The sequence below is a fragment of the Aeromicrobium sp. JP4 genome (assembly GCF_054957925.1).
This window is the reverse complement of record NZ_CM143290.1, coordinates 3,075,271-3,100,580: the sequence shown is the minus strand read 5'-3', so window position 1 is coordinate 3,100,580 and position 25,310 is coordinate 3,075,271. Positions and strand designations below refer to the sequence as shown.

At 71.6% G+C, this 25,310-nt stretch carries 26 protein-coding genes; 7 read left to right on the top strand and 19 right to left on the bottom strand.

The genetic code is table 11. The annotated features are described in order from the left end of the window. Positions 1 to 13: 13 nt before the first annotated feature. The 6 genes from dnaG to ACY1JX_RS15245 all read right to left on the bottom strand — a co-directional run bounded on the left by dnaG (position 14) and on the right by ACY1JX_RS15245 (position 5,481). Positions 14 to 1,897: a DNA primase gene (dnaG, locus tag ACY1JX_RS15270; RefSeq protein WP_462564490.1), complete on the bottom strand. Its 1,884-nt coding sequence runs from the start codon at positions 1,895 to 1,897 to the stop codon at positions 14 to 16. A gap of 62 nt (positions 1,898 to 1,959) precedes the next feature. Next, complete coding sequence (locus tag ACY1JX_RS15265) at positions 1,960 to 3,168, bottom strand: deoxyguanosinetriphosphate triphosphohydrolase (RefSeq protein WP_462564489.1); 1,209 nt, start codon at positions 3,166 to 3,168, stop codon at positions 1,960 to 1,962. A gap of 35 nt (positions 3,169 to 3,203) precedes the next feature. Beyond that, complete coding sequence (gene mutM, locus ACY1JX_RS15260) at positions 3,204 to 4,049, bottom strand: bifunctional DNA-formamidopyrimidine glycosylase/DNA-(apurinic or apyrimidinic site) lyase (protein ID WP_462564488.1); 846 nt, start codon at positions 4,047 to 4,049, stop codon at positions 3,204 to 3,206. Then, positions 4,033 to 4,797: a ribonuclease III gene (rnc, locus tag ACY1JX_RS15255; protein ID WP_286929070.1), complete on the bottom strand. Its 765-nt coding sequence runs from the start codon at positions 4,795 to 4,797 to the stop codon at positions 4,033 to 4,035. The genes mutM and rnc overlap by 17 nt, the downstream gene beginning before the upstream one ends. Continuing rightward, complete coding sequence (gene rpmF, locus ACY1JX_RS15250) at positions 4,775 to 4,960, bottom strand: 50S ribosomal protein L32 (protein WP_078700579.1); 186 nt, start codon at positions 4,958 to 4,960, stop codon at positions 4,775 to 4,777. Before rpmF ends, rnc begins: the two co-directional genes overlap by 23 nt. 2 nt (positions 4,961 to 4,962) lie before the next feature. Further along, the gene (locus ACY1JX_RS15245) at positions 4,963 to 5,481 is read right to left on the bottom strand and encodes a YceD family protein (protein WP_286929072.1); all 519 of its coding nucleotides are present in this window, start codon (positions 5,479 to 5,481) and stop codon (positions 4,963 to 4,965) included. Between the two features lie 173 nt (positions 5,482 to 5,654). Here ACY1JX_RS15245 and dinB point away from each other — a divergent pair, with 173 nt between their 5' ends. Beyond that, positions 5,655 to 6,860: a DNA polymerase IV gene (gene dinB / locus ACY1JX_RS15240; protein WP_462564487.1), complete on the top strand. Its 1,206-nt coding sequence runs from the start codon at positions 5,655 to 5,657 to the stop codon at positions 6,858 to 6,860. A 12-nt stretch (positions 6,861 to 6,872) separates the two neighbouring features. Here the strand turns inward: dinB and coaD are convergent, their stop codons facing one another. Genes coaD through ACY1JX_RS15220 form a run of 4 tightly spaced genes read right to left on the bottom strand, consistent with a single transcriptional unit; the run spans position 6,873 to position 11,694 of the window. Next, positions 6,873 to 7,349, bottom strand: coding sequence for a pantetheine-phosphate adenylyltransferase (gene coaD / locus ACY1JX_RS15235; RefSeq protein WP_181756623.1), 477 nt, complete (start codon positions 7,347 to 7,349; stop codon positions 6,873 to 6,875). Position 7,350: 1 nt separating this feature from the next. After that, positions 7,351 to 7,890 carry a 16S rRNA (guanine(966)-N(2))-methyltransferase RsmD gene (gene rsmD / locus ACY1JX_RS15230; RefSeq protein ID WP_078700574.1) on the bottom strand — a complete coding sequence of 180 codons (540 nt, stop codon included), beginning with the start codon at positions 7,888 to 7,890 and terminating at the stop codon, positions 7,351 to 7,353. Positions 7,891 to 7,924: 34 nt separating this feature from the next. Continuing rightward, entirely contained in the window at positions 7,925 to 10,102 is a 2,178-nt protein-coding gene (locus tag ACY1JX_RS15225; RefSeq protein WP_462564486.1) for an ATP-dependent DNA helicase RecG, read from the bottom strand. Then, positions 10,099 to 11,694, bottom strand: coding sequence for a DAK2 domain-containing protein (locus ACY1JX_RS15220; RefSeq protein ID WP_462564485.1), 1,596 nt, complete (start codon positions 11,692 to 11,694; stop codon positions 10,099 to 10,101). The genes ACY1JX_RS15225 and ACY1JX_RS15220 overlap by 4 nt, the downstream gene beginning before the upstream one ends. Positions 11,695 to 11,803: 109 nt before the next feature. Here ACY1JX_RS15220 and rpmB point away from each other — a divergent pair, with 109 nt between their 5' ends. Both rpmB and ACY1JX_RS15210 read left to right on the top strand, forming a co-directional pair. Further along, a complete protein-coding gene (rpmB, locus tag ACY1JX_RS15215; protein ID WP_078701430.1) occupies positions 11,804 to 11,989 on the top strand; it encodes a 50S ribosomal protein L28 in 186 nt (61 codons plus the stop codon). Between the two features lie 111 nt (positions 11,990 to 12,100). Next, a complete protein-coding gene (locus tag ACY1JX_RS15210) occupies positions 12,101 to 13,510 on the top strand; it encodes an amidase (RefSeq protein WP_462564484.1) in 1,410 nt (469 codons plus the stop codon). Positions 13,511 to 13,526: 16 nt separating this feature from the next. Here the strand turns inward: ACY1JX_RS15210 and ACY1JX_RS15205 are convergent, their stop codons facing one another. Continuing rightward, a complete protein-coding gene (locus tag ACY1JX_RS15205; RefSeq protein WP_181756618.1) occupies positions 13,527 to 14,471 on the bottom strand; it encodes a thiamine-phosphate kinase in 945 nt (314 codons plus the stop codon). A gap of 81 nt (positions 14,472 to 14,552) precedes the next feature. Here ACY1JX_RS15205 and ACY1JX_RS15200 point away from each other — a divergent pair, with 81 nt between their 5' ends. Next, the gene (locus ACY1JX_RS15200) at positions 14,553 to 14,789 is read left to right on the top strand and encodes an Lrp/AsnC ligand binding domain-containing protein (protein WP_181756617.1); all 237 of its coding nucleotides are present in this window, start codon (positions 14,553 to 14,555) and stop codon (positions 14,787 to 14,789) included. Between the two features lie 27 nt (positions 14,790 to 14,816). On the opposite strand, the gene ACY1JX_RS15195 is transcribed toward ACY1JX_RS15200, so the two are convergent. The 3 genes from ACY1JX_RS15195 to ACY1JX_RS15185 all read right to left on the bottom strand — a co-directional run bounded on the left by ACY1JX_RS15195 (position 14,817) and on the right by ACY1JX_RS15185 (position 16,690). Further along, on the bottom strand, positions 14,817 to 15,776 hold the full coding sequence (locus ACY1JX_RS15195) for a hypothetical protein (protein WP_462564483.1): 960 nt from the start codon (positions 15,774 to 15,776) through the stop codon (positions 14,817 to 14,819). Beyond that, the gene (locus tag ACY1JX_RS15190; RefSeq protein ID WP_181756615.1) at positions 15,746 to 16,321 is read right to left on the bottom strand and encodes a DUF6318 family protein; all 576 of its coding nucleotides are present in this window, start codon (positions 16,319 to 16,321) and stop codon (positions 15,746 to 15,748) included. The genes ACY1JX_RS15195 and ACY1JX_RS15190 overlap by 31 nt, the downstream gene beginning before the upstream one ends. Before the next feature lie 63 nt (positions 16,322 to 16,384). Beyond that, on the bottom strand, positions 16,385 to 16,690 hold the full coding sequence (locus tag ACY1JX_RS15185; RefSeq protein WP_181756614.1) for a WXG100 family type VII secretion target: 306 nt from the start codon (positions 16,688 to 16,690) through the stop codon (positions 16,385 to 16,387). Between the two features lie 203 nt (positions 16,691 to 16,893). Here ACY1JX_RS15185 and ACY1JX_RS15180 point away from each other — a divergent pair, with 203 nt between their 5' ends. Genes ACY1JX_RS15180 through ACY1JX_RS15170 form a run of 3 tightly spaced genes read left to right on the top strand, consistent with a single transcriptional unit; the run spans position 16,894 to position 19,829 of the window. Beyond that, complete coding sequence (locus ACY1JX_RS15180; RefSeq protein ID WP_181756613.1) at positions 16,894 to 17,238, top strand: hypothetical protein; 345 nt, start codon at positions 16,894 to 16,896, stop codon at positions 17,236 to 17,238. A gap of 9 nt (positions 17,239 to 17,247) precedes the next feature. Further along, positions 17,248 to 19,236: a DUF6571 family protein gene (locus ACY1JX_RS15175; protein ID WP_462564482.1), complete on the top strand. Its 1,989-nt coding sequence runs from the start codon at positions 17,248 to 17,250 to the stop codon at positions 19,234 to 19,236. Positions 19,237 to 19,238: 2 nt separating this feature from the next. Beyond that, entirely contained in the window at positions 19,239 to 19,829 is a 591-nt protein-coding gene (locus ACY1JX_RS15170) for a hypothetical protein (RefSeq protein ID WP_462564481.1), read from the top strand. A 16-nt stretch (positions 19,830 to 19,845) separates the two neighbouring features. Here ACY1JX_RS15170 and ACY1JX_RS15165 read toward each other — a convergent pair whose 3' ends face one another. From ACY1JX_RS15165 to ACY1JX_RS15145, 5 genes are read right to left on the bottom strand one after another with little or no spacing between them, the layout of a single operon-like run. Further along, positions 19,846 to 20,961, bottom strand: a complete 1,116-nt coding sequence (locus ACY1JX_RS15165) for a cysteine desulfurase family protein (protein WP_462564480.1) — start codon at positions 20,959 to 20,961, stop codon at positions 19,846 to 19,848. Beyond that, entirely contained in the window at positions 20,958 to 21,794 is an 837-nt protein-coding gene (gene nadC / locus ACY1JX_RS15160) for a carboxylating nicotinate-nucleotide diphosphorylase (protein WP_462564479.1), read from the bottom strand. Before nadC ends, ACY1JX_RS15165 begins: the two co-directional genes overlap by 4 nt. Beyond that, on the bottom strand, positions 21,787 to 23,301 hold the full coding sequence (nadB, locus tag ACY1JX_RS15155; protein WP_462564478.1) for an L-aspartate oxidase: 1,515 nt from the start codon (positions 23,299 to 23,301) through the stop codon (positions 21,787 to 21,789). Before nadB ends, nadC begins: the two co-directional genes overlap by 8 nt. A gap of 1 nt (position 23,302) precedes the next feature. Beyond that, complete coding sequence (gene nadA, locus ACY1JX_RS15150) at positions 23,303 to 24,547, bottom strand: quinolinate synthase NadA (protein WP_462564477.1); 1,245 nt, start codon at positions 24,545 to 24,547, stop codon at positions 23,303 to 23,305. Continuing rightward, positions 24,544 to 25,185, bottom strand: a complete 642-nt coding sequence (locus ACY1JX_RS15145; RefSeq protein ID WP_286929094.1) for an NUDIX hydrolase — start codon at positions 25,183 to 25,185, stop codon at positions 24,544 to 24,546. Before ACY1JX_RS15145 ends, nadA begins: the two co-directional genes overlap by 4 nt. Positions 25,186 to 25,310 lie beyond the last annotated feature (125 nt).

Sequence of the window (25,310 nt, the reverse complement as noted above, 5' to 3'; positions counted from 1 at the left end):
GGTGCTCAGGTGCTCAGGGAGCCATGGCGCCGAGAGCGCGCTCGCGCAGGCTGCGGCGACGCTGCTCGAGCTCGACCAGCCGGCCGAACACCTCGGCGTACTCCGGCGCGGTGGGCTCGGTGCGCTGCAGGCGCGACTTCACGTCGCTGATCTGCCGGGCCAGGGAGAGCTCCTGGAGGCGCGCCAGGACGGCGGGCACCACCGAGACCGCGCCCTGCTCGGAGGCGTGCATCGGCTCGACCGCTGCGACGCCGAGCACACGGCGCAGGTCGTCGCCGGGCAGCGAGTCGGCCACCGCCGGGAGCCACCCGGAGTCGGCTTGCTCGGGCAGTCCCTGCGCCACCATGTGGCGCCAGATCTCGCGGGCCACGGGGTGCACGAAGTCGTCGTCGGTGAGGTCGGCCGCGACGGAGCGGGCGACGTGCGGGTACTGCGCGAGGGCCTTCAGCGCCTCGCGCTCGTCGGCGAACTGCGGAGCACCGAAGCTGGCGAACACGGTCGGCTCGGGTCGCGGCGGCTCGGGCACGGCGGGACCGCGCGGGGCGCGGGCGGCGGCGGGCTTCTGGCCGGCCGCCTTGCGGTGCTCGGAGTGCACGAGGTCGATGTCGACCCCGGCCCGGTTGGCGATCTCGCGCAGGAACTCGTCGACCTTGGAGGTGTCGCGCACCGCCGAGGCCAGGCGCACTGCCTCGCGCACGGCGTCGATGCGCTGGTCGCCCCGGTCGAGGTCGTACCGCTCGAGCGTGTTGTCCAGCACGAAGCGGTAGAGCGGGATGCGCGCGCCGATGAGGTCGCGCACTGCTGCGTCGCCGTCGGCGAGCCTCAGGTCGCACGGGTCCATGCCCCGCTCCTCCACCGCGGCGTACGTCTGGCCGACGAACTCCTGGTCGCCCTCGAACGCCTTCAGCGCGGCCCGCTGGCCGGCCTCGTCGCCGTCGAACGTGAAGATCACCTCGCCGTGGAAGGCGTCGTGGTCGAGCATGAGGCGCCGCAGCACCCGGGCGTGACCCTCGCCGAACGCCGTGCCGCACGTGGCCACCGCGGTGAGCACGCCGGCCTGGTGGCACGCCATCACGTCGGTGTACCCCTCGACGACGACGGCCTGGCTCTCCTTGCGGATCGGGTCGCGGGCCAGGTCGATCCCGTAGAGAACCTGCGTCTTCTTGTAGATGGGGGTCTCGGACGTGTTGACGTACTTGCCCTTCATGAAGTCGTCGTCGAACATCCGCCGGGCGCCGAAGCCGATCACCTCACCCGAGATCTCCTTGATGGGCCACAGCAGACGCCCCTGGAACGCGTCGTAGAGGCCGCGGGCCGACCGCCGGGCGAGGCCGCCGACGATGAGCTCGTCCTCGGCGAAGCCCTTGGCCCGCAGGTGCGCGACGAGCGCCTCCCCCGACCTGGGCGCCCAGCCCATGCCGAAGACCTCGGCCGCGGCCTGGTCGAAGCCACGATCGGTCAGGAGGCGACGACCGGGGGCCGCCTCGCCCGAGGACATCAGCTGCTCGGCGTAGAACCGCTCGGCGGCCTTGTGGGCCAGCAGGAGGCGCTGGCGCTGGCCGGGATCGCGCCGCGGCCCGGTGGGGGCGCCGGTCTCCTCGTAGCGCAGCTGGACGCCGTACTTGTCGGCCAGCCGCTCGACCGACTCCGCGAAGGACAGGCCCTCGATCTCCATGAGGAACTTGATGGCGTCACCGCCCGCCGAGCAGCCGAAGCAGTGGTAGAAGCCCTGGGCCGGGCGGACGTTGAACGACGGACTCTTCTCGTCGTGGAACGGGCACAGCCCCTTGCGGGCACCGCCGCCCGCGTTTTTCAGCGTGACGTACTGCTCGACGACCTCGTCGATCCGGACCCGCTCACGGACGAGTTGGATGTCCTCGTCCTTGATGCGCGCCATGAGGTCATCCTAGGTGCTGCGACCCACGCCCGATCTGGATACGGGCGTCCCGGCAGCCGGGGTCAGCCCAGCAGCCGGCGCGCCCACGCGTGTGCCGAGGCATCGGTGAGGCTGGCCACCTGGTCGACGATCACGCGCAGGCGCTGGGCGTCGTCCGCCGCGGCCCGGAAGTCGGTGGCGAACTCCGGCTCCAGCTCGCCCTCGCCCTTGAGTCGCAGGTGGGCCACGAGCCCGTGCAGCAGGTCGCGCTGCTGCGCGAGGTCGCGCACGCGCGGGTCGGCCCGCATCACGTGGTGCGCCGCCAGCGACTTGAGCACGTTGATCTCGTCGAGGGTGTCGCGCGACACCTCGAGCTCGCCCTCGTACCGGACGAGCGGGCCGGTCCCCCACTGCTCCACGGTGGCCTCGTACGCGGCGCCGGCGAACCGGCCGATGAGGGCGCTGGTCAGGCTCTTGAGGACCGCCTGGGACGACCGGTCGGCCGTGAACGCCGACACCGGCCACTCGGGCAGTGCCCGCAGCCGCTCCAGAGCCGCGTCGAGCCGGTCATCGGTGGCGCTCGCGTCGTACCAGTCACGCGCCACGCGCCAGGAGCCCGGCGTGTCGAGGTCGCCGACGAGGCTGAACCAGTTCCCGACGACCCCGTCCTCCACGTCGTGGACCGAGTAGGCGATGTCGTCCGACAGGTCCATGACCTGCGCCTCCATCGTCAGCCGGCCCTTCATGTCGAGCCACTCGAACACGCGCAGGTCGTCCTCGTAGACGCCGAACTTCGGGGTGTCCCGCTCGCCGCGGCGCCACGGGTACTTCACGCACGACGACAACGTCGCGCGGGTCAGGTTGAGGCCCACGCTGCGGCCCCGGGCGTCGAAGGTCTTGGCCTCGAGGCGCGACAGGATCCGCAGCGTCTGGGCGTTGCCCTCGAAGCCCCCGATCGACGCGGCGACCTCGTTGAGCGCCGTCTCGCCGTTGTGCCCGAACGGCGGGTGCCCCAGGTCGTGCGACAGCGCGGCGGAGTCGACGATCTCGGGGTCGCAGCCGAGGCTCTTGCCCAGCTCGCGCGCCACCTGGGCGACCTCGAGCGAGTGGGTCAGCCGGTTGCGGACGAAGTCGTCGGTGCCGGCGCCCATCACCTGGGTCTTGCCGGCCAGGCGCCGCAGTGCGGAGGAGTGCAGGATCCGCGCCCTATCGCGCTCGAAGGAGGTGCGTCCCGAGCGCTTCGCCGGCTCGGGCACGACCCGCTCGCGCGCCTCGCTCCCGTACCGGTCCACGCGGTCACCCTAGCGAGCCGCGCGCATCCCGGGACTCACCAGCGACCATTGCGGGGCCGCGGCTGGCACGTGGGGCACCGGTAGGACGAGCGGTTCATGAACGGCTCGCGCACGATGAGGTCGCCGCAGCGGTCGCAGGGCCGCCCCTCCTGGCCGTAGGCGTTCAACGAGCGGTCGAAGTAGCCGCTCTGCCCGTTGACGTTCACGTACAGCGCGTCGAACGACGTGCCGCCCTGCTCGAGCGCCATCGTCATCACGTCGCGCACGTGGCCGATCAACTCGGTGGCCTCGGCGATCCGCAGCCCCTTGGTGTTGCGCGCGTAGTGCAGGCGGGTGCGCCACAGCGCCTCGTCGGCGTAGATGTTGCCCACCCCGGAGACCAGCCCCTGGTCGAGCAGGGCGCGCTTCACTCCGGTCTGGCGGCGGCGCAGGCGGGCGACGAACGCCGCGTCGTCGAACGCGGGATCCAGCGGGTCGAGCGCGATGTGGGCGATCTCGGTGGGCGGATCGGTCTCGCTGACCGACATGCCCCCGAAGATCCGCTGGTCGGCGAAGCGCAGCTGACGTCCGTCGTCGAGGTCGAAGGTGATACGCAGGTGACGCGGCGGCGGGGCGTCGGGATCGGAGATGAGGGCCTGACCGCTCATCCCGAGGTGGGTCAGGATGCTGGAGCCGTCGTCGAGCGCCAGCCACAGGTACTTGCCGCGGCGGTGGGCCGACTCGACCCGGCGGGAGACGAGGCGGGCGACGAAGTCGGAGGGGCCGGGGCCGTGGCGGCGCACCGAACGCGAGTCGAGCACCTCCACCGCGGTGATCGTGCGCCCGACCACGTGGTCGTCCAGGCCGCGCCGGACGACCTCGACCTCAGGAAGCTCGGGCACCGTCGGGGTTCGGGGCTGGGGCGGTCGCGGCGGCGCGCTCGCTGATGGCACGCCACGCGATCTCGGCGACCATCTGCTCGGCGTCCTTCTTGGAGCGGCCGGTGCCGCCGTCGAAGCGCTCGGCGCCCAGCACGACGGAGGCGGTGAACGTCTTGTCGTGATCGGGGCCGGTGCCCTCGAGGACGTAGGCGGGCACGCCGAGTCCGTGCAGCGCCGAGATCTCCTGCAGCGAGGTCTTCCAGTCGAGGCCGGCACCCATCTGGGCGGCGTCGGCGATCACCGGGTCGAAGATCGCGTGGATGACGTCGGCGGCGCGCTCGATGCCGAACTCGACGAAGACCGCGCCGAGCACGGCCTCCATGGCGTCGGAGAGGATCGAGGGCTTGTTCCGGCCGCCCGAGGCCTCCTCGCCACGACCGAGACGCAGGTGGTCGCCGAGGCCGAGGGTGCGCGCGACCTCCGCCAGGGCCTTCGCGCTGACGACCGCCGCGCGCAGCTTCGCCAGCTGGCCCTCGGGCAGGTCGGGGTGGCCACGGAACAGGGTCTCGGTGACCACGAGGCCGAGCACCGAGTCGCCGAGGAACTCCAGGCGCTCGTTGTTCGGGATCTGGCCGTTCTCGTAGGAGTACGACCGGTGAGTCAGGGCATGCGTGAGGAGCTCGGGGTCCAGATCAGGGACCCCGAGCGTCTCACTCAGTGCCGCGAGCTCGGGCACGTCGTGCAGGTCAGAGGACCTGACGACGCTCACCGCGCGCGCCGTACTGGCCGCACTCGGCGCAGGCACGGTGGGAAATCACCTTGCCGTTGCATGCCGGGTTCGCGCAGTCGACGGTGGCGACAGCCGTCGTCTTCCACGCAGAACGGCGGTGCCGGGTGTTGCTGCGCGACATCTTCCGCTTCGGGACGGCCACGGTTACTCCTCAGGTCGTTCGGTCAGGTGGGTCAGCGCCGACCATCTCGGGTCGATCGCGTCACCGTGTGTGTGGTCGGGATCGTCCGCGAGCCGGGCCCCACACTCGGGGCACAGTCCCGGACAGTCCGGATCACACAACGGGTTGTGCGGCAGTGCGAGCACCACCGCGTCCCGCAGGACGGGCTCGAGGTCCAGATACTCGTCCTCGAGGGCCAGTTCATCCTCGCCCGCGTCCTCGTAGAGGTAGAGCTCCTGGAAGTCGCAGTCGAAGTCCTCTTCGACGTCCCTCAAGCAGCGCACACACTCGCCGACGGCGTGGACCGAGGCGGTTCCGGTGGCGAGAACACCGTCCATCACTGCCTCGAGCCGAAGCTCCAGACCGATGGGCGAGCCCTCGGGAACACCGAAGACCGGAAGACCGAGGTCCGCAGGTGCCTCGAGGACGAGATCGTACGACTTCTCCGTACCGGGTCGACGTCCCAACACCTGGGTGTCGAACACGAACGGTCGGGAAGCCACGTCAAACCCCTCATCGAGTGCACCGAAGAACCACGGCCAGCAAACGGGCCAGCGTCAATCCTACCTCGCCGCGCCTCGGGGAGGCGAATCGGTGTCGGTCACCTCCTCATCATGGCGGACCGGCCGGGAGAAGCGACACCGGAAGCGTCGGTCCCGGGTGGGACGCTGGCCCCATGGAGGCCAAGGACGACGACCGGTTCGGGTCGATCCTCCACGCCGACCTCGACGCGTTCTACGCGTCGGTGGAGCAGCGCGACGACCCGTCCCTGCGCGGGCGCCCGGTGATCGTCGGCGGTGGGGTCGTCCTGTCGGGCTCCTACGAGGCCCGGGCGCGGGGCGTGCGCACGGCCATGGGCGGCCGCCAGGCGCTGCGGCTGTGCCCCGAGGCGGTGGTCGTGCCGCCGCGATTCGACGCGTACGTCGCGGCCAGCAAGGCCGTCTTCGCGATCTTCCGCGACACCACTCCCCTCGTCCGCGGCCTGTCGATCGACGAGGCGTTCCTCGACGTCTCCGGGCTGCGCCGGCTGCGCGGCCCCGCCCTGCCGATCGCGCGCGAGCTGCGGCGCCGGGTGCAGGACGAGACGGGCCTGCCGATCTCCGTGGGCCTCGCCCGCACTCCCTACCTCGCCAAGGTCGCCAGCACGCTGGCCAAGCCCGACGGGCTGCTCGTCGTACCGGTCGACGGCGAGCTGGAGTTCCTGCACGCGCTGCCCGTCGAGCGGCTGTGGGGCGTGGGCGACATCACCGCGGCGAAGCTGCACGCCGCCCGCCTGCGCACGGTGGCGGACGTCGCGCGGCTGACCCCCGGCGAGCTGTCCGCCGGCGAGCTGTCCGCGATCGTCGGGCGCGCCGCGGGTCACCACCTCCACGCGCTCGCGAACGGGCACGACGCCCGCCGGGTCGAGCCCGGCCCTTCACGCCGGTCGATCGGGGCGCAGCACGCGCTGGGCCGTGCCTCGTTCGCCGAGGCCGACCTCGCGCTGCTCGCGCTGTGCGACAAGGTCGGGCGCCGCATGCGCCGGGCGGGCCGGACCGCCGCGACAGTCACGATTCGCTTGCGGTTCGGTGACTTCCGTCGCTCCACGTCGTCGCGCACGCTGCCCCGGCCCACCGAGAGCACCTCGGTGATCTCCGAGGTCGCCCGCGCCCTGCTGACGTCGCGCCGTGCCGACATCGAGCGGGACGGCATCACACTGGTGGGCGTCGCGCTGTCGGGGCTCGACGACCACGGTGCCCAGCTCGTGCTGCCGCTCGACGACGAGGCCGATCCCGTGCTCGACCAGACCCTCGATCGCGTCGCCGCGCGGTTCGGGAACGCCGCCGTCCGGAGAGGGAGTCACCTCGGGCGCGGCTGGGAGCCTCGGTCGCCCGTGCAGTGACGGGTCAGGGGGTCAGTGCCCGAAGGCCGCGTCGAGGGCGTTCATCACGTGCTTGGGCACGAGGCCGTTGACGTCGCCGCCGTGGCGAGCGACCTCCTTGACCAGGCTTGACGCGATGAACGTGTAGTCCGGCGAGGTGGGGATGAAGACCGTGTCGATCCCCGTCAGGTTCCCGTTCATCTGGGCCATCTGGAGCTCGTAGTCGAAGTCCGAGACGGCGCGCAGGCCCTTGACGATGGCCTGGACGTCGTTCTGCGCGCAGTAGTCGACGAGCAGTCCGGCGTAGGAGTCGAGCGTGACGTTCTCCAGCTCGGAGGTCGCCTCCGCGATCAGCTCGATGCGGCGCTCGATCGGGAAGAGCCCCGCCTTGCTCTCGTTCACCAGCACGACCACGACGACCTCGTCGAACAGGAACGAGGCTCGCTCGATGATGTCGAGATGGCCGTTCGTGATGGGGTCGAAGGAGCCGGGGCACACCACGCGCGTCATGTCAGTGACCGTACCAAAGGCGCGTCTCGCCGTAGGACTTGTCCCGCAGCGCGTCGAACCCCTCGGGCCACGTGAACTCGTCGCGGCTCGAGCGCTCGACCACCACGACGGCGTCCTCGGCCAGGGAGGGGCGCAGCGCGGCGACGATCGACGCCACCTCCTCGGTGGGCACGGCGTACGGAGGGTCGAGGAACACGAGGTCCCACGGACCGCTGTTCGCAGCCACGTAGCGCTGCGCCGTGACGCGGTGCACGCGTGCTGACGCGCCCAGTTCGGTGACGTTGCGCTGGATGGTGCGGGCGGCGCGCGCGTCGGACTCGACGAGGTCGGCGTGCGCGGCCCCGCGCGAGACGCACTCGAGCCCGAGCGCCCCCGAGCCGGCGAACAGGTCGAGGACCCGGAGTCCGTCGAAGCCGCCCAGCAGCGAGTTCAGGGAGGCGAACACCGACTCGCGCACGCGGTCGGAGGTGGGGCGGGTGCCGTCGCCCGGGGGCGTCGTGATGCGGCGGCCTCCCCACCGCCCGGCGATGATCCGCGTCATGCCGCCAACCCACCGATCCGTCGCTGGAGCCCGCTCATGCCCGCTCCAGGTAGTCGGCGCGCTCGGACTCCTCGAGCCGGCGGATCGACGCCTCGAGGTCGGGCGGCACGTCGCCCGATGCCAGCGCGGCCACGGCGGCGTCGCGCGCGTCGGCGATGACCTGCTCGTCGCGCACGACCGACAGCAGCCGCAGGCTCGACCGGACACCGGACTGGCGCGCACCCAGCACGTCGCCCTCGCGACGCAGCTCGACGTCGAGCTTCGAGAGCTCGAAGCCATCGGTGCTGGCGGCCACGGCGGCGAGGCGCTCGCGGGCCGGGGTGCCGGCGGGCGACCCCGTGACCAGCAGGCACAGCCCCGGCTCGGAGCCACGGCCCACCCGGCCACGCAGCTGGTGCAGCTGCGAGACGCCGAAGCGGTCGGCGTCCATCACGATCATCATCGTGGCGTTGGGGACGTCGACGCCCACCTCCACCACGGTCGTGGCCACGAGGACGTCGACGTCGCCCGCGGCGAAGGCCGACATCACCGCGTCCTTCTCGTCGGCGGCCATGCGGCCGTGCAGGCGGCCGACCCGCAGGCCGGCGAGGGGCCCCTGCTCGAGCGCCTCGGCCAGCTCGACGAGGCCGACGGTGGGCCGCTTCTGCTCCTCGTCGTCGTCCTCGGGCGGCTCGACGTCGTCCTCCGCGACGGCCTCGCCGATCCGCGAGACCACGACGTAGGCCTGGCGCCCGCGCGCGACCTCCTCGTGCACGCGCTGCCACGCGCGCTCGAGCCACGAGGGCTGCTCCGCCACGGGCACGACGTTGCTCTGGATCGGCTGGCGGCCCGCGGGCAGCTCGCGCAGCGTGGAGACCTCGAGGTCGCCGAACACGGTCATCGCGATCGTGCGCGGAATGGGCGTGGCGGTCATGACGAGGACGTGGGGGCTCACGCCGTCGGCCGCGGCCGCCCGGTCGGAGAGCGCCGAGCGCTGCTCGACGCCGAAGCGGTGCTGCTCGTCGATCACCACGAGTCCGAGGTCGGCGAACTTCACCGTCTCCTCCAGCAGCGCGTGGGTGCCCACGACGATCCCGGCCTCGCCCGACACGATGTCGAGCAGTGCCTGCTGACGGGCCTTCGCCCCCATCGAGCCGGTGAGCAGGCGCACGCGCGTGGCCTCGTCGGCACCGCCGAGCATGCCGCCCTTCGCGAGGTCGCCGAGCATCCGCTCGATGCTGCGGTGATGCTGGGTCGCCAGCACCTCGGTGGGCGCCAGCAGCGCGGCCTGTCCCCCGGAGTCGACGACCTGGAGCATGGCGAGCAGGGCGACGATCGTCTTGCCTGAGCCGACCTCACCCTGAAGGAGCCGGTGCATCGGGTGCGTGTCGGCCAGGTCCTGGTCGATCTCACCCGCCACCTGCGCCTGGCCCGCCGTGAGCTGGAACGGCAGCCGCTGCTCGAACGCCACCCGGATCCCGTCGCCGCGACCGGGCCGCGCGAGGGCGCGCCGCTGCTGCGAGTCGGTGCGTCGGCGCGCGAAGACCGCCTGGACCTCGAAGGCCTCCTCGAAGCGCAGCCGGGTCTGCGCGAACACCCAATCGGCGCGCTTGCGCGGGCGGTGGATGTACTCGTAGGCCGTGGGGGCGTCGAGCAGGCCGCGCTCGCTGCGGACCTGCTCGGGGATCGGCTCGGGGAAGACGTCGACGACGTCGAGCGCCACCTGGACGGCTCGCTCGACGTCCCACGTGGTGAGCCCACCGCCCGCGGGATAGATCGGCAGTGCGCCGCCGCCGCGACCGAGGTCGGCGAGGGTCTTGCCCTCGGGCAGCTCGCGCATGTGGGGCGACGCCAGCTGCAGCCGTCCCTGGTAGGCCGAGACCTCGCCCGACAGCAGCTGCTGGCTGCCGACGGGCGTCTTGGAGACGACGTACTGGTTGAAGAACACCGCCTCCATCGTGGCCCGCCCGTCCGACAGGGTCACCACGACGCGGAACTTGCGGGGGTTGCTCCGGAACGAGAGCTTCTTGACGTCCAGCACCGTGGCGACGAACGCGACGACCTGGCCCTCCTCGAGCTCGTTGAACGAGTCCGGGTGCTCCAGGTCGATGTAACGGCGCGGGAAGTGGCGCAGCAGGTCGCCGACGGTGCGGTGGCCGAACGCCTTCTCCAGCTTCTTGGCCGAGTCCCCCACCACCTTGGACAGGCGGGTGTCGAAGTCGATCGCGGTCATTCCACCGCCAGGAAGAGCGGGTAGGTGCCCTGGTCGCCGTCAATCGTCTCCACGTCGACGTGCGGCGCCTCCTGCTGGACCCGCGCGGCGATCCGCTCGCTCGTGGCGGGGTCGCAGTCGCGTCCGGTGACGAGGGTGACCATCTCGGCGGTCGCGAGATCGAGGCGCTGCAGCACCTCGAACGCGACGTCGACCTCGGAGGACCCGATGATCGCGAAGTCGCCGTTGACGACGCCGAGCACATCACCGGCCGAGCACGGGCCCGCCATCGTGATGCCGTCCTCGACGGCGATCGTGACGGCGCCGTGCCGCGTGGCGCCCGCGGCGTTCGACATCGCGACGACCACCACGTCGAAGGGACGGCCCGGATCGTGCACCGCGAGGGCGGTGAGCGCCTGGACCTGCACGGTGGTGGGCAGCACGGCGACCCGCGCCCCGGCGTCGCGCGCCGCGGACGCGGCCGCCTCGAACATCGCGATGTGACCGGCGCGGTTGGGCAGGAGGATCACCTCGTCGGCGCCGCTGTCGGCGATGGCGCCCGCGACCTGGGCGACCGTGAGGGACGAGCCGGGCGAGAAGTGCAGCGCGGTGCCACCCGCCCGCTCGGTGAGCTCGGCCAGGCCGGGACCGGTGACCGCGCTGATGATCACGCGACCGCCCGCCGGCGCGACGGGACGGGCCATCTGCTCGGCGAAGTGCGTGACGGAGATGCGGAACGGCGAGCCGGCCGCGATGCCGGCCTCGATCGCCGCGCCCACGTCGTCGACGTGCACGTGCACGTTCCACAGCCCCTCGCCGCCGATCACGACCAGCGAGTCGCCGAGCGGCTCGAGAGCGTCGCGGAGTCCGGGGATCCGGTCGTCGGCGGTGCGCAGCAGGTACATCACCTCGTACGAGGGCCCGTCCTCGCCGAGGTCGGACCCGGGCTCGACGATCGGCACCGGGACGGTCGCGGACCGCGGCGTGGGCGCGCGGCCGGTGAGCGCGAAGGCGACGGAGTCGAGCACGACCACGAGCGCGCGACCGCCGGCGTCGACGACCCCAGCCCGCGCGAGCCTCTCGAACTGCGTGGGCGTGAGCGCGAGCGCCTCGCGGGCCGCCCCGGCGGCCACGTCGAACACGCGCCGCGGGTCGTCCTCCGTGGACGCGGCCTCCCGCGCCGCCCGCGCCGCCGACGCCGCCACCGTGAGGATCGTGCCCTCCTGCGGGCGGCCCACCGCGGCGTAGGCGGCGGTGGACGCGGCCTCGAGCGCGTCGGCGATGTCGTGGGAGCTGAGTCCGTCGAGGCACTCGCGCAGGACGCGCAGGCTGCCGAGCACCAGCTCGGCCAGGATCGTGCCGCAGTTGCCCCTCGCCCCGATCAGCAGGCCCTCGGCGAAGGCGCGCATGACGTCGACCGACGACCGCTCGGCCGGCAGCGCGTCGATGGCCTCGACGCCGGAGACGAAGGTGAAGTAGGCGTTCGTGCCGGTGTCGCTGTCGGGGACCGGGAAGACGTTCATGGCGTCGATCTCGTCCCGCGCGACGGCCAGCATCTCGGTGCACAGCCGGGCCCACGCGTCGAAGCGCTCGGTGTCGATCCGCAGGGCCATGGGTCGAGACTATCGGGCCGACGCCGGACTCGATTCGCGCTGGTCGTGTCGCGTCAGGTATGCTCGAGAGGTTGTATTTTTCCCCCGAACGAGTTCAGGAGTGGTCGCCGTGGCAGCCGTCTGCGATGTGTGCGGCAAGGGACCGGGCTTCGGCCACAACGTGTCCCACTCGCACCGACGCACCAAGCGTCGTTTCGATCCGAACATCCAGCGCGTCCGCGCCGTCGTCGAGGGCACCCCGAAGCGGCTCAACGTCTGCACCGGTTGCCTGAAGGCCGGCAAGGTCTCGCGCTGAGACGCTCAGATCTTTCGTGAACAACGGCGGCCCTCGGGCCGCCGTTGTTCGTTTCTGCCCGGCCCTCGCGCATCGTCGGCGCCGCACCCCGCGTCGGTCTATCCTCGCGGAGTGACCCGAATCCACGCCTTCACCGACGACGTCCTCGCCGATCACGACGCCGTCGCCGTGGCGCAGCTCATCGCCTCGGGCGAGGCCAGCCGCACCGAGGTCCTCGAGGCCGCCCTCGCCCGCATCGACCGGGTGAATCCGGTCCTCAACGGGATCAGCCACGACGACCGGGCCCGGGCCACGATCCGCGCCGAGGACGTCTCCGGAGACGGCGGACCCCTCGCCGGCGTGCCGAGCCTCATCAAGAACAACACCGACTACAAGGGCCTGCCCACCCAGCAGGGCTCCGCGGCGGTGCCGCCCGAGCCGGCGGAGTCCCACGAGGAGTTCACCGAGCAGTTCCTCTCCACCGGCGTCACCGTCGTCGGCGCCACCACCCTTCCGGCCTTCGGCCTGACCGCCTCCACCGAGTTCGTCGACCGCGAGCCGACCCGCAACCCGTGGAACCCGGCCTACTCCTCCGGCGCCTCGTCGGGTGGCTCGGCGGCGCTCGTCGCCGCGGGCGCCGTGCCGATCGCCCACGGCAACGACGGCGGCGGCTCCATCCGGATCCCCGCCGCGGCGTGCGGCCTCGTGGGCCTCAAGACCACGCGCAACCGCCTGGCCCCCGCCAAGGAGATGAAGGACGCCCCGCTCGACATCGTGGCGAACGGCGTCCTCACGCGCAGCGTGCGTGACACCGCCGTGTTCCTGGCCGCCGCCGAGAGGTACCGCCCGGTCCCCCGCCTTCCGCGGGTCGGCCTGGTCGAGGGTCCCTCGGCGCGCCGGCTTCGGGTCGGCCTCGTGACCGAGACGCTCAACGGTGTGCCGCTCGACGCCGACAGCACGCGCGAGCTGCGCCGTGTCGCCGAGCTCGTCGCCTCCCTGGGGCACGTGGTCGTCGAGATGCCGATCCCCGTGGACGCGGCCTTCGAGCGCCACTTCGTCCAGTACTGGCGCACGATCGCCTTCTCCCTGGACTACGCCGGCCGATTCGTCGTCTCCCGCGACTTCGACCGCAGCAAGGTCGATCCGTTCACCCGTGGCCTCGCCCAGGCATTCATCCGCAGCTTCTGGCGCACCCCGGGCGCGATCAGGGCGCTCAAGCGGTCGGCGCAGTCGTACAGCGAGATCTTCGCGGACTGGGACGTCGTCCTGAGCCCCACGCTCGGACACACCACGCCCGAGCTGGGCTGGCTCGACCCGGGCGTCGAGTTCACGGAGGCGTTCGACCGCCTGCGCACCTACGTGGCGTACACACCGCTCAACAACGCCTCGGGTGGTCCGGCGATCAGCCTGCCGCTGGGTCGTACCTCGAACGACCTGCCGCTGGGCCTGCACTTCTCGGCCGACCACGGTGACGAGCGCACGCTGCTCGAGCTCGCCTTCGAGCTGGAGGCGGCGTCGCCGTTCGCGCGGATCCAGGACTGACGCCCGAGGTCGCCCCTCAGGTCCAGTGCTTGTGGCCGGTGCCGCCCTCGTACGGGGCGCCGGCCACGGTGACGCCCTCCCCTGCGCCGACCGTGCCGATCTTCGTCCAGCCGTCGGGCAGGGTCGCCCCGGCCGCGAAGGTGGCGGCCAGCGCGTAGTCGTCGCCGCCCGTCAGCACGAACGTGAGCGGGTCGACGCCGCCGAGCGCTCCCGCCACCGTCTGCACGGCGTCGAGGATCGTGAAGGCGTCGGGGTCGAGGTCGATGGCGACCTTGCTCGCGCGCGCCACGTGGCCGAGGTCGGCCAGCAGCCCGTCGCTGATGTCGATCATCGAGGTCGCACCGGCGGCGGCGGCCGCGGGACCCGCCGCGTACGGCGGGTGGGGTGCGCGGTGCTCGTCGACGGCCGCCTTGGGCGACCGGAAGCCGCGGCTCAGCGCGCCGTACCCGGCCGAGGCGAGCCCGAGGGTGCCGGCGTAGGCGACCTGATCGCCGGGCTTCGCGCCCGCACGGGTGACGGGACGCTCGGCATCGCCGAGGGCCGTGATCGACAGGATCACCTGCTCAGCGGCCGACATGTCGCCGCCGACGATCTTGGCGCCGACCTTGTCGCACTCCTCGACCATCCCCTTGACGAGGTCGGCGACCCAGGAGACGGGCAGGTCGCCCGGTGCCGCGAAGGCGACCAGCAGGGCCGTGGCCACGCCGCCCATGGCGTTGATGTCGGAGAGGTTCGCGGCGACGGCCTTGCGCCCGATGTCGGCGGCGGTGGACCAGTCGCGGCGGAAGTGGCGGCCCTCGACGAGGATGTCGGTCGCGGTCACGTAGGTGCCGTCGGCCGTGGCGATGTGCGCGGCGTCGTCCCCCGGACCCACCAGCACGTAGTCGCTGGTGCCGAGTCGCCCCCTGACGAGGTCGATCAGCCCGAACTCGCCCAGTTCCGCAATCGTCTGCTCGCTCACAGGGTCATTGTCTCAGCCGACCGCGTCGGACCGAGGCGACTGCGATAGCGTGTCCCGGGCCGAAAGAAAGCAGGTTCCCCGATGGCCGTTCACGCCTACATCCTCGTGCAGACCGAGGTCGGCAAGGCCGCCGACGTCGCCGCCGCGATCGCCCAGATCGAGGGGGTCGCGCTGTCGGAGGACGTCACCGGTCCCTACGACGTCATCGTGCGGGCCGAGGGCCCCTCGGTCGACGAGCTCGGCACCTTGGTGGTCTCGCAGATCCAGCGCGTGCCGGGCATCACCCGCACGCTGACCTGCCCCGTCGTGCGGATCTGATCCCTCGCGGACCTGAGTCCGCGAGGGTCAGTCGACCTCGGTGACGACCGACTGGATCTCGCCGACCTCGAGGTTCTGCGGGGCCGAGGTTCGGTCGATCGGGGCCGGTAGGTCGATCGTGCCCGCGGGCGTCGTGATGCGAACGTCGTACGCGACCGACACGGACACGTCGAACGCGCCCGAACGGGCGTACGCGTGCTCGACCGCGCCAGACTGGCCGACCGAGGCGCCCTCGATGCCGACACCGCTGCCTGAACGACCGTCGCCGAACGACCAGGACACCGTGCCCGGAGTGAACTCCACCGGGATCTGGAGGCCGAGGATGTCGACAGTGACGGTGGTGGCCTGCGCCTCCGCGGCGAAGTTCGTCGGGATGTTGACGTAGGACCGCTCGGCCGGCTCGATCACGAACGTGGGCGTCGGCGCGAGAGCCAGGGCTCGTTCCATGATGTCCTCGGTGGTGATCGTCGGGGGCTGGCTCTCGTCGGGGTCGTCCGAGCCGCGACAGGCGACGCCCCCTCGGGAGAACTGCTCGTCGATGGCGAGATTGTCGGCGCCCATCCGGCGTTCGAAGGCCCAGTACCGGAAATCTCCTTCGGGGCACCCTGAGGAGAAGCCCGTGCACGCGACGTCGGCGATCGTCTCGTAGTCATCCACGCCCCGACCGGTGGCGGTCACGGAGTTGATGCTGCAGTAGGGAACGTAGACGCGCTGCGTCCACGGCACGGGCACGCTGATGGCGCCACCACCGCCGCCTCCCCCATTGCCCGGGTTGCCCTGCTCGCCGCCCTCGGAGCCGCAGACGTCGACGCCGCCGGAGCCGGCCTCGCCGCCCCATCCACCGGGGCAGTCGTCGGCCGCCGCGGGCGCAGCGGTGGACAGTTGGAGCGCTGCCACCAGGCCTGCGAGCAGGACCGTGGCGGACAGGAGCGCACCGACGCGGCGCGCGAACGAGGTCAGCCCAGCTGGTAGCGCAGCAGCACCCATTGGTCGTCCTTCCACTGAAGATCGGCCGTGAAGGGCAGTGCCTTGGCCGCGTCGATTCTCGTCGTCTTCTTCTCGCCGTCGGTGGTGACCACGGACTTGCCCGCCGGCACGTCCATGGCCAGTTTCACCTGGTAGAAGACATCGTCGTTGATCACGGGCTTCTCGGCCAACTCGTAGGTGACCGGGCCCGACAGGATCGACTGCTTGTTGATCTTGCCGTTGTCGTGGTTGTCGGCCCACTCACGGCAGGTCTCGCAGGCGCCGAGCTCGGCGATCTCGGTCAGGGCGGGCACGTCCGAGGTGGCCATCATGTAGAAGACCGTGTCGGCGGCGAACTCGGCGAACGCCAGCGCGCCGGCCTCGGACTGCTCGTCCGCGGGTCGCTGCGGCTTGACGTCGGCGGACCACGCCGCCTCCGTGGTGGGCGCGGAGGTCGTGGCCGAGGCACTGGGCTTCGGGTCCGCGGGGTCGCTGTCGTCACTGCCGCACGCGGCGGTCAGGCCGAGCGTCAGCACGAGGGCAGCACCGGCGAGGGTCTGGCGCATGGAACTCCTTCGGCACGAACCGAGACGCCCGGCCCCACGAGGGAGCCGGGCGTCGAGGTCAGGTCAGCGAGGCGACTGAAGGGGCGTCAGCACGGGGTGCTGATCGGCTTCCTTCGCGCCCTCGGCGAACTTGTTGTGCTGGAAGGCGACGTCGGTTCCGGCGTTCGAGAACGCCTGGCACAGCTGCGTCAGCGCCTGCTTGAACTGGATCCAGGCCTCGTTGAACTCCTTGGCGCCGGTGGACTGCCACTCCTCGTTCGCCTGATTCAGGGACGAGTCCACGTTGGTGATCATCGTGTCCGTTTCCTGCATCGACTTGTTGAGCGTGTTGTACAGCGCGTAGAGATCTTCGATCCGAGCTTGCACCATGGGTTTGTCTCCTTCGTGAGTTCGTCCCCCGATTTATTCGAACGCAGGGACCAGGATGCTGGCCACGAGCGTATCGGACAGATCGCCCGATGGCAGCCCTACCCGACCATTGGGCATGGCCCGTTGTGACCACGTCGGGCTGACGGCGTCGGCGATCGGCGCTACGCTGGGCCACGCCGAAGCAACCATCGCCGGGGGAAACGATGACACCTGAAGACACCGAGGACAAGACCGAGCCGAACCTGTTCCGCAACACGCTGCAGTCGGCGAAGACGACCGTGACGACGTGCGGGAACAACGTCTACTCCGGTTACGGGTCACCGCTCGACGCGATCGCGAACCCGCTCGCCAACGGCGGCTGGGTCTGCACCGAGGCCGACTCCTGGATCGCCGAGCTCAAGGAGCAGTGCACCGGCATCCCCGAGGCCTTCGACGACGCCGTCTCCACGATCCAGGCCCGCATCGGCTCCGAGCCCGACAAGGTGCCCGAGAACGACTGGCGCGGCAACAACTGGCCCCGCCAGTGGCGCATGCAGAGCATGTACTGAGAGGCCCTCATGACCACCGTCACGATCAAGATCGACGAGATCGGCGCGGCGATCACCGCGATGCAGGACCTCTCCACGGAGGTCCAGTCGCAGGCCGCCGTCGCGCGATCCGCCTCACCCATCGGCCTGCCGAGCCTGTCGGACAGCTCCCTGGGCAAGAAGACCCGTTGGCTCGACGACCACCTCGAGGACCTCACCACCCGGCGTGACCTGGCGATCCTGCTCGACCGCGAGGGCACCGGCTCGGCCACCTACTCGGTCACCAGCGACACGCTCTCCAGCGTGAAGGAGATGCTCGGCCAGGAGCTCGCCTCGGCGGCTGCCGACATCGATGCCAACTCCGACGAGGAGGACCTCGACCACATCGCCGGCCTGCTGGAGACGTGGAACGAGGATCCCGACGTCATGGCGGCGATGTTCACCGAGCTCGGGCCCGACGGCACCGTCGGCTTCATGGCGAACATCTCCTCGGCGATGGGCTACGGCGGCGTCGCCGACCCCGAGAAGTACACCTCGCTGGCCGAGGAGTTCCGCACCGGCCTGTCCACCGCCTCCAACGCGCCCGGCTTCCCCGCCGAGTCGTTCGGCGAGGAGATCGTGCGGTACAGCTGCGCTCCCCTGCTCACCGACGAGGAGCAGCAGGCCTTCTCCGAGGAGTTCGGCATGGGGATGAACGGCGCCAACATCCTCACGTACCTCATGCAGGACACCACCTACGACGACGACTTCCTGCTCGGCGCAGCGCGCACGCTCGACGGGTTCGAGCGCATGGCGCAGGACGGCCCGCTCACCGCGCAGGACTGGTACAACCACAACGGTCACGGTCCGCTGCCGACGAAGGACGAGTACGACGGCTGGTACGACGACCCGATGGCCGCGATCATGCACAACTTCGGGGAGAACCCCGAGGCCGGCCTGACCTTCTTCACCGAGCCCACCGAGGACGGCTGGAACCGCCAGACCTACTACTTCAACGACCGCGAGTGGAAGGCCGACGGCTACGGCGGCATCTCGCACGCCGTCGAGGGCATCGGCACCTCCGAGGCCAACCTCACGAGCGATCCCGAGGCCACCACCGGCCTGGTCTCGCGCTTCCTCGACCAGGTGGCGAACAGCGACGGCTTCAACCCCGAGGATGCCAAGGCCGCGTCGCCGCACATCGCCGACCTGCTGAAGTTCTACATGCCGGCGGTCGACACCGCGCTGCGCTTCCCGAACGAGGACGGCGACGGCGGCTCCAAGAGCCTCACGATCGACAACCTGGGCACGTTCGAGCACTACCCGATCCTGTTCAGCGACGACCTCGACTCGCTCATGCAGGTGGCGATGGGCACGCCCGACGGCATGCAGAGCATCGCCGAGGGCACGGGCGCCTACCAGCAGACGCAGGTCAACAACATCGCCGCGGCGCTCGAGGCCAACCCCGACGATCCCGACCTGCGCATGCAGCTGCGCGACGTCCTCCAGCGCTCGGCCGCCCTTCAGGGCTTCGCCGAGTACTCCGTGGGCCAGGTCGAGATCGAGGGCGCCGAGAGCCGCGACGCCCAGCGCCAGGCCTTCATCGACCTCGTCGGCGACGCCGCGGGCATGGTCCCGCTACCCGGGGCCGACGTCGTCGGCGACTGGGGCAGCAAGCTGATCGACTTCGGCTACAGCCAGGCGGTCGACTTGGGCAAGGACGCCGGCGGCGACGCCTTCACCTCCGAGGGTGCGGCTGCCACGGACAACGCCAACGACCGTGCCGCGGCCGGCACGAACCGGGTCAAGATCCAGGCCTACCTCGCTCTAGTCGAGTCCGGCGTCATCCCCCGCGACGAGGTGCCCGACAGCTTCTTCGAGAACGGGCGGCTCATCAACGCCGGCGACATCCCGGCCGACGAGATGTCCAGCTACGCCCAGTCCGCGATGTCGGGCGTCAGCTCCTACGCGTCGAACAACGACCTCGAGGGCCCCTACCGGGACGAGTTCCTCGAGTACTACGGGCCGGCGGGCGAGTGACGGTGCGACGACTGCTGATCGGCGCCGTCGCAGCCGCCGCCCTCCTGGCGAGCTGCGCCGACGAGGAGCCCGAGGGCGGCACCGACCGCGACGACGTGCCCTCCACGCTGCTCCAACGCGAGGACCTGCCCGAGGTCGAGAAGGTCACCACCGACGACCGATCGATCCTCACGCGGACCAACTGCGCCGCGATGGAGGGCGAGTACAACCTCACGATCACCGACTCCGACGACGTCAGCGCCCTCTACGTCCTCGCCGACGGCGACCAGGTCAGGTCGTCGCTGCAGGGACCCGCGCAGAACCAGACCACGATCGACCCCACGATCGACCAGGTCGACGCGGCCATCACCGAGTGCCTGACCGCGGAGATCCCGAACGGGAGCTTCGAGCGCATCGAGGGCCTGCCCGACGGCGCCATCGGGTTCCGCACAGTCCAGGACACGTCCGAGGGCCCGCAGACCACCGAGCGCGTCTACGCCCCGGCCGACGACGACACGGCCGTCGTGGTCACCGTCGACCACGTCGGTGAGGGCGAGCCGTCGGTCACGGCGGCCGAGCTGCTGCCGCAGGCCGTGCAGCGCGCCCAGGGCTGATTCAGGCAGGACTCAGTCAGGCCTTCGCCACCTGGGCGAACTCCTCGGCTGCGGTCTGAAGCGCGTCGTCGTCCACCGAAGCGTCGAACGTGAAGCGCACCGCGGTCTGGGCGGTCTCGCGGTCGTGGCCCATCGCCGTGAGCACGTGGCTGGGCTCGTCGCTGCCGGCGGCACACGCCGAGCCGCTCGAGGTGACGACTCCCCGCGCGTCGAGGTCGACCAGGATCGACTCGCCGCTACGGGGTGACTGGGTGAGCACGAACGACGCGTGACCCGGCAGGCGGTGCTCGCGGTGGCCGGTGAGCTTCGCGCCCGGGACGAGCTCCTCCACCAGCGCGACGAAGCGATCCCGTCGCGCGGCGACCTCCACCGGATCGCCGTGGCCGAGCTCGAGCGCGGTGGCGATGCCGACGGCGGCGGCGACGTCCTCGGTGCCGGAGCGCCGGCCGTCCTGCTGCCCACCGCCGTGCACGAGCGGCTCCCACGCCTGGCGCCGGTCGACCCACAGCACCCCGACGCCCTTGGGCGTGCCGAGCTTGTGCCCGCTGAGGCTCAGCGCGGTGACGTCGAGGTCGCGCGCGTCGAGGTCGAGCCAGCCGGCCGCCTGCACCGCGTCGGTGTGGAACGGGACGCCCCGCTCGGCGGCGACGGCCGACAGCGCGGCGATGGGCTGGACGGTGCCGACCTCGTTGTTCGCGTACTGGATGCTCACGAGGGTGGTGTCGTCGCGCAGGGCCGCGCCGAGATGGTCCGGATCGACGAGCCCGTCGGCGTCCACGGGCAGCGCCGTGACCTCGAACCCGAGCCGGCCGAGCCAGGCGGCGGACTCCAGCACTGCCGGGTGCTCCACGGCGCTGACCACGACGTGACGTCCGCGCGGGTCGGCCAGGGCGATGCCCTTGATGGCCGTGTTGTCGGACTCCGTGCCGCCACTGCAGAACGTGACCTCACCGGACCGGGCCCCGAGCACCGTGGCCACGCGACGGCGCGCGTCGTCGAGAGCCCGGCGCGCGGTGGCCCCGTCCTCGTGGTGACTGGCCGGGTTGCCGAAGTCGCGGGTCAGGAACGGCCACATCGCCTCGAGCACCTCGCGGCGCACCGGCGACGTGGCGGCGTGGTCGAGGTAGATCACGAGAGCCGCACGTCCAGGCCGAGGTCGAGGTTGCTGACCGAGTGCGTCAGCGCCCCGACGCTGATGACGTCGACGCCCGTCTTCGCGATCTCCGCGATCGTGGTCAGGTCGACACCGCCCGAGGCCTCGACGAGAGCCCGACCGGCCACCAGCTCCACGCCGGCGCGCAGGTCGTCGAGCGCGAAGTTGTCGAGCATGATCGTGTCCACTCCCCCGGCCAGCACCGGCTCGATCTGGTCGATCCGGTCGACCTCGACCTCGATGTGGGTGGTGTGCGGCAGCTGCTCACGGGCCGCGCGGATGGCGGCCGTGACGTCGTCCACGAGCGCCAGGTGGTTGTCCTTGGCCATGACGGCGTCCGACAGGCTGAAGCGGTGGTTGTGGCCGCCGCCGCACCGCACGGCGTGGCGCTCGAGCGCGCGCAGGCCCGGCGTCGTCTTGCGGGTGTCGACCACGCGCACACCCGGTCCCGCGGTCTCCACGTAGGCGGCGGTGAGCGTGGCGATGCCACACATCCGCTGCACGAGGTTCAGCGCGATGCGCTCGCCGCGCAGCACGGCGCGCGCGTTGCCGCGCACCGTGGCGAGGCGGTCGCCGGCGGCGAAGCGGGCACCGTCCCGGAGGTGGAGCTTGACCTCGACCCGAGGGTCGAGGGCGGTCATCGCGACCTCGACGACCTCGCCGCCGGCGAAGACGCCCGGCTCGCGGGCCACGAGGTCGGCGGTGGCGGTGGCATCGCGCGGGACGAAGACCTCGGAGGTGAGGTCGCCGTGCGGGGCGTCCTCGTCGAGGGCGGCCCCCACGACGCGCAGGATCTGGCGGCGCTCAAGCATGGCGCACCGCCACGAGCGTGGAGTGGCGCGCCCCACCGGTGTGGGTCTCGGGGAAGTCGCGGCGGAAGTGCCCGCCGCGCGACTCCTCGCGGGCCAGAGCGCTGGCGACCACTGCGCGGGCCACCCACCACAGGTTCGCGTCCTCGGCGGACTTGGCGTCGATCGGCGCCGGCGGCGCCCAGGCGGCCAGCACCGCGGCCGCGTCCTCGAGACCGGCACGGTCGCGCGACAGGCCCGCGGAGTCCCACATGAGCTGCTGCAGGTCGGTGCGGCCGAACGCCTCGTCACCCGTCTCGACGTCGAGCTCGATCGGCTCGGCCCACGCTCCGTCGAAGTCCGCCTGCGCCTCGGCGCGACCGAGGATCGCCTCGCAGACGCGGCTGCCGTAGACCGCGCCCTCGAGCAGCGAGTTCGACGCCAGCCGGTTGGCGCCGTGCAGTCCGCTGCACGCGACCTCGCCCACGGCGTACAGGCCCGGGACGCTGGTGCGGCCCCAGACGTCGGTGCGCACGCCGCCCATGACGTAGTGCGCCGCGGGCGTGACCTCGATCGGGTCGCGCGACCAGTCGAGGCCCTGCGACCGCACGACGGCGTCGATCGTCGGGAAGCGCTCGGCCAGGAAACGGGCGCCCAGCCGCGTGGCGTCGAGACGAACCGGGGCCCCGCCCTGACGCTGCATCTGCTCGGCGATCCCCCGGGCCACCACGTCGCGCGGTGCCAGCTCGGCGTCGGGGTGCACGTCGGTCATGAACCGGTGGCCCGTGGCGTCGACGAGGACCGCGCCCTCGCCGCGCACCGCCTCGGACACCAGGTGGTTGCCGGGGGTGGCCAGCGACGTCGGGTGGAACTGGTGGAACTCGAGGTCGGCGACAACGGCACCAGCCCGGAGGGCGATCGCCACGCCGTCGGCCGTCGCAACGGCCGGGTTGGTGGTGCACGGGAACAGCTGTCCCGCGCCTCCGGTGGCCAGGACGACGGCGTCGGCGGCCATGAACTCGCCGCCGAGGAGGCGCACGCCGGTGGCCCGGCCGGACTCGACCACGACGTCGACGACCGTGGCGTTCTCACGGACGGCGACCGGTGAGTCGGCGAGCCGGGCGATGAGGGCGGAGGCGATCGCCGCACCGGTGGCGTCGCCGCCGGAGTGCAGGATCCGCTCGTGGGAGTGCGCGGCCTCCAGCCCGAGGGCCAGCTTCCCACCGGCGCGGTCGAACGGCACACCGCGCCGGATGAGCGCGGCCACCGCGGAGGGCCCGTCGGCGCACAGCACCTCCACCGCGTCCTCCTCGCACAGGCCGGCTCCGGCGACGAGCGTGTCGGCCACGTGCGACGCGAGGGTGTCCTCGGCCGAGGTCACCACCGCCACGCCGCCCTGGGCGACGGCGGTGTTGGACTGGTCGAGCCGGGCCTTGGCCACGAGCGTCACCTCGACGCCCGAACGGGAGACGAGCTCGAGCGCCGTGGTCAGTCCCGCGACGCCGCTGCCCACGACGACGACGTGCGTCATGTCAGTCGGCCTTCGGGAGGGCGGCGAGCATCCGCTCGAGCGCGATCTTGGCGTGGACGGCGACGTCGTCGGTCACCACGATCTCGTTGCGGACCTCGCCCTCGACCAGGCCGTCGAGGACCCACGCGAGGTAGCCCGGGTGGATCCGGTACATCGTCGAGCAGGGGCACACGACCGGGTCGAGGCAGAAGACCGTCTTGTCGGGGTGCTCGGCCGCCAGCCGGTTGACGAGGTTGATCTCGGTGCCGATCGCGATGACCGAGCCGGAGGGCGCCGCGGCGACGAACTTCCTGATCGCGTCGGTCGACCCGGCGGCGTCGGCGGCGTCGACCACGGCCATGGGGCTCTCCGGGTGGACGATCACGCGGACGCCCGGGTGCTGGGCGCGGGCCTGCTCGATCTGGGCCACGGTGAAGCGCTTGTGCACCGAGCAGAACCCCGGCCACAGCAGCACGCGGGCGTCGCGCAGGACGTCCTCCTCCACCCCGAGGCCGGGACGGCGCGGGTTGATCATCGGCATCTGCTCCAGCGGCACGCCCATGGCCTTGCCGGTGTTGCGGCCCAGGTGCTGGTCGGGGAAGAACAGCACGCGTCGGCCCTGCTCGAAGGCCCACTCCAGCACGGTGGAGGCGTTGGACGAGGTGCACACGATACCGCCGTGGCGGCCGCAGAACGCCTTGAGCGCGGCCGACGAGTTCATGTACGTGACCGGGACGGTGTCGTCGTCACCGTAGAACTCGGTCAGCGCCTCCCAGGCTGCCTCGACCGACTCCTCGTCGGCCATGTCGGCCATCGAGCAGCCCGCCGCGAGGTTCGGCAGGATGACGCGCTGCTCGGGACGGGCCAGGATGTCGGCGGTCTCGGCCATGAAGTGCACGCCGCAGAAGACGATCGCCTCGGCGTCGGGGCGCGTCAGCGCGGCGTTGGCCAGCTGGAAGGAGTCGCCCACGAAGTCGGCGTACTGGACCACCTCGTCGCGCTGGTAGAAGTGCCCCAGGATGACGAGGCGGTCGCCCAGGGTCTCCTTGGCGGCACGGATGCGGGCGTGCAGCTCGGCCTCCGGCATGCGCTGATACGCCGCGGGCAGCTGGCCCGGGCGGGTGACCGGAGCCGGGATGACGTCGTCCTCGGACGCGCCCGGACCGTAGCCGGGGAACCGGTCGAACTCCCACGGCTGCTTCGCCAGCTCGGCGTCGCACGTGTCGCCGGGCGCCGTGACGATGAGGTCGTTGATCGAGAGGGTCATGCTGTCTCCAGTCGGTAGAGCGCCGGCGGCCGGTGGCTGGTGCCGGTGACGTGACGGCCCGTGGCGACGATGCGCGGGTGGGCGAGTGCCTGACGGCGGAAGTTGGCGGGATCGAGGCGAACCTGGCGGACGGCCTCGTGCACCTCGCGCAGCTGGGCGATCGTGAACTCCTCGCCCGTGAACGCGTGCGCGATGTCGGAGTAGGCGATCTTGGCGCGCAGGCGGTCGAGCGCGTACGTGACGATCGCGTTGTGGTCGAAGGCCAGGGCGGGAACCTCGTCGGCGACGAACCACTCCACGTTCTCGCCGTCGATCGCCCGCGCGTCCTCGTCGGGCCGCACGAGCGCCCAGTAGACGATCGAGACGACCCGGTCGGGCGAGCGGTCGATGCCGCCGAAGCTGTAGAGCTGCTCGAGGTACGACGGCTCGAGCCCGGTGGTGCGGCGCAGGGTGGTGCGCGCCGACGTGACGAGGTCCTCGGCCGGCTTGAGAGGGCCACCGGGCAGCGCCCACTGGCCGAGGAACGGCTCGCGGATGCGCTTGACCAGCGGCAGCCACAGCGTGTCGCGCCCCGTGGTGGGGTGCGGGCGCAGCGCGAAGATCACCGTGGACACGGCCAGCTCGATGCGTTGCTCCATCACACCCACCTCCTTAGGGTCAATGCGACACTAAGGGGTAGTTATGGTCATGTCAACCCTAAGTCCCGAGTCGTGGTCGTCCGATGATCTCGAAACTCCCCCGCAAGCGGGAGGTGCCCCCAGTC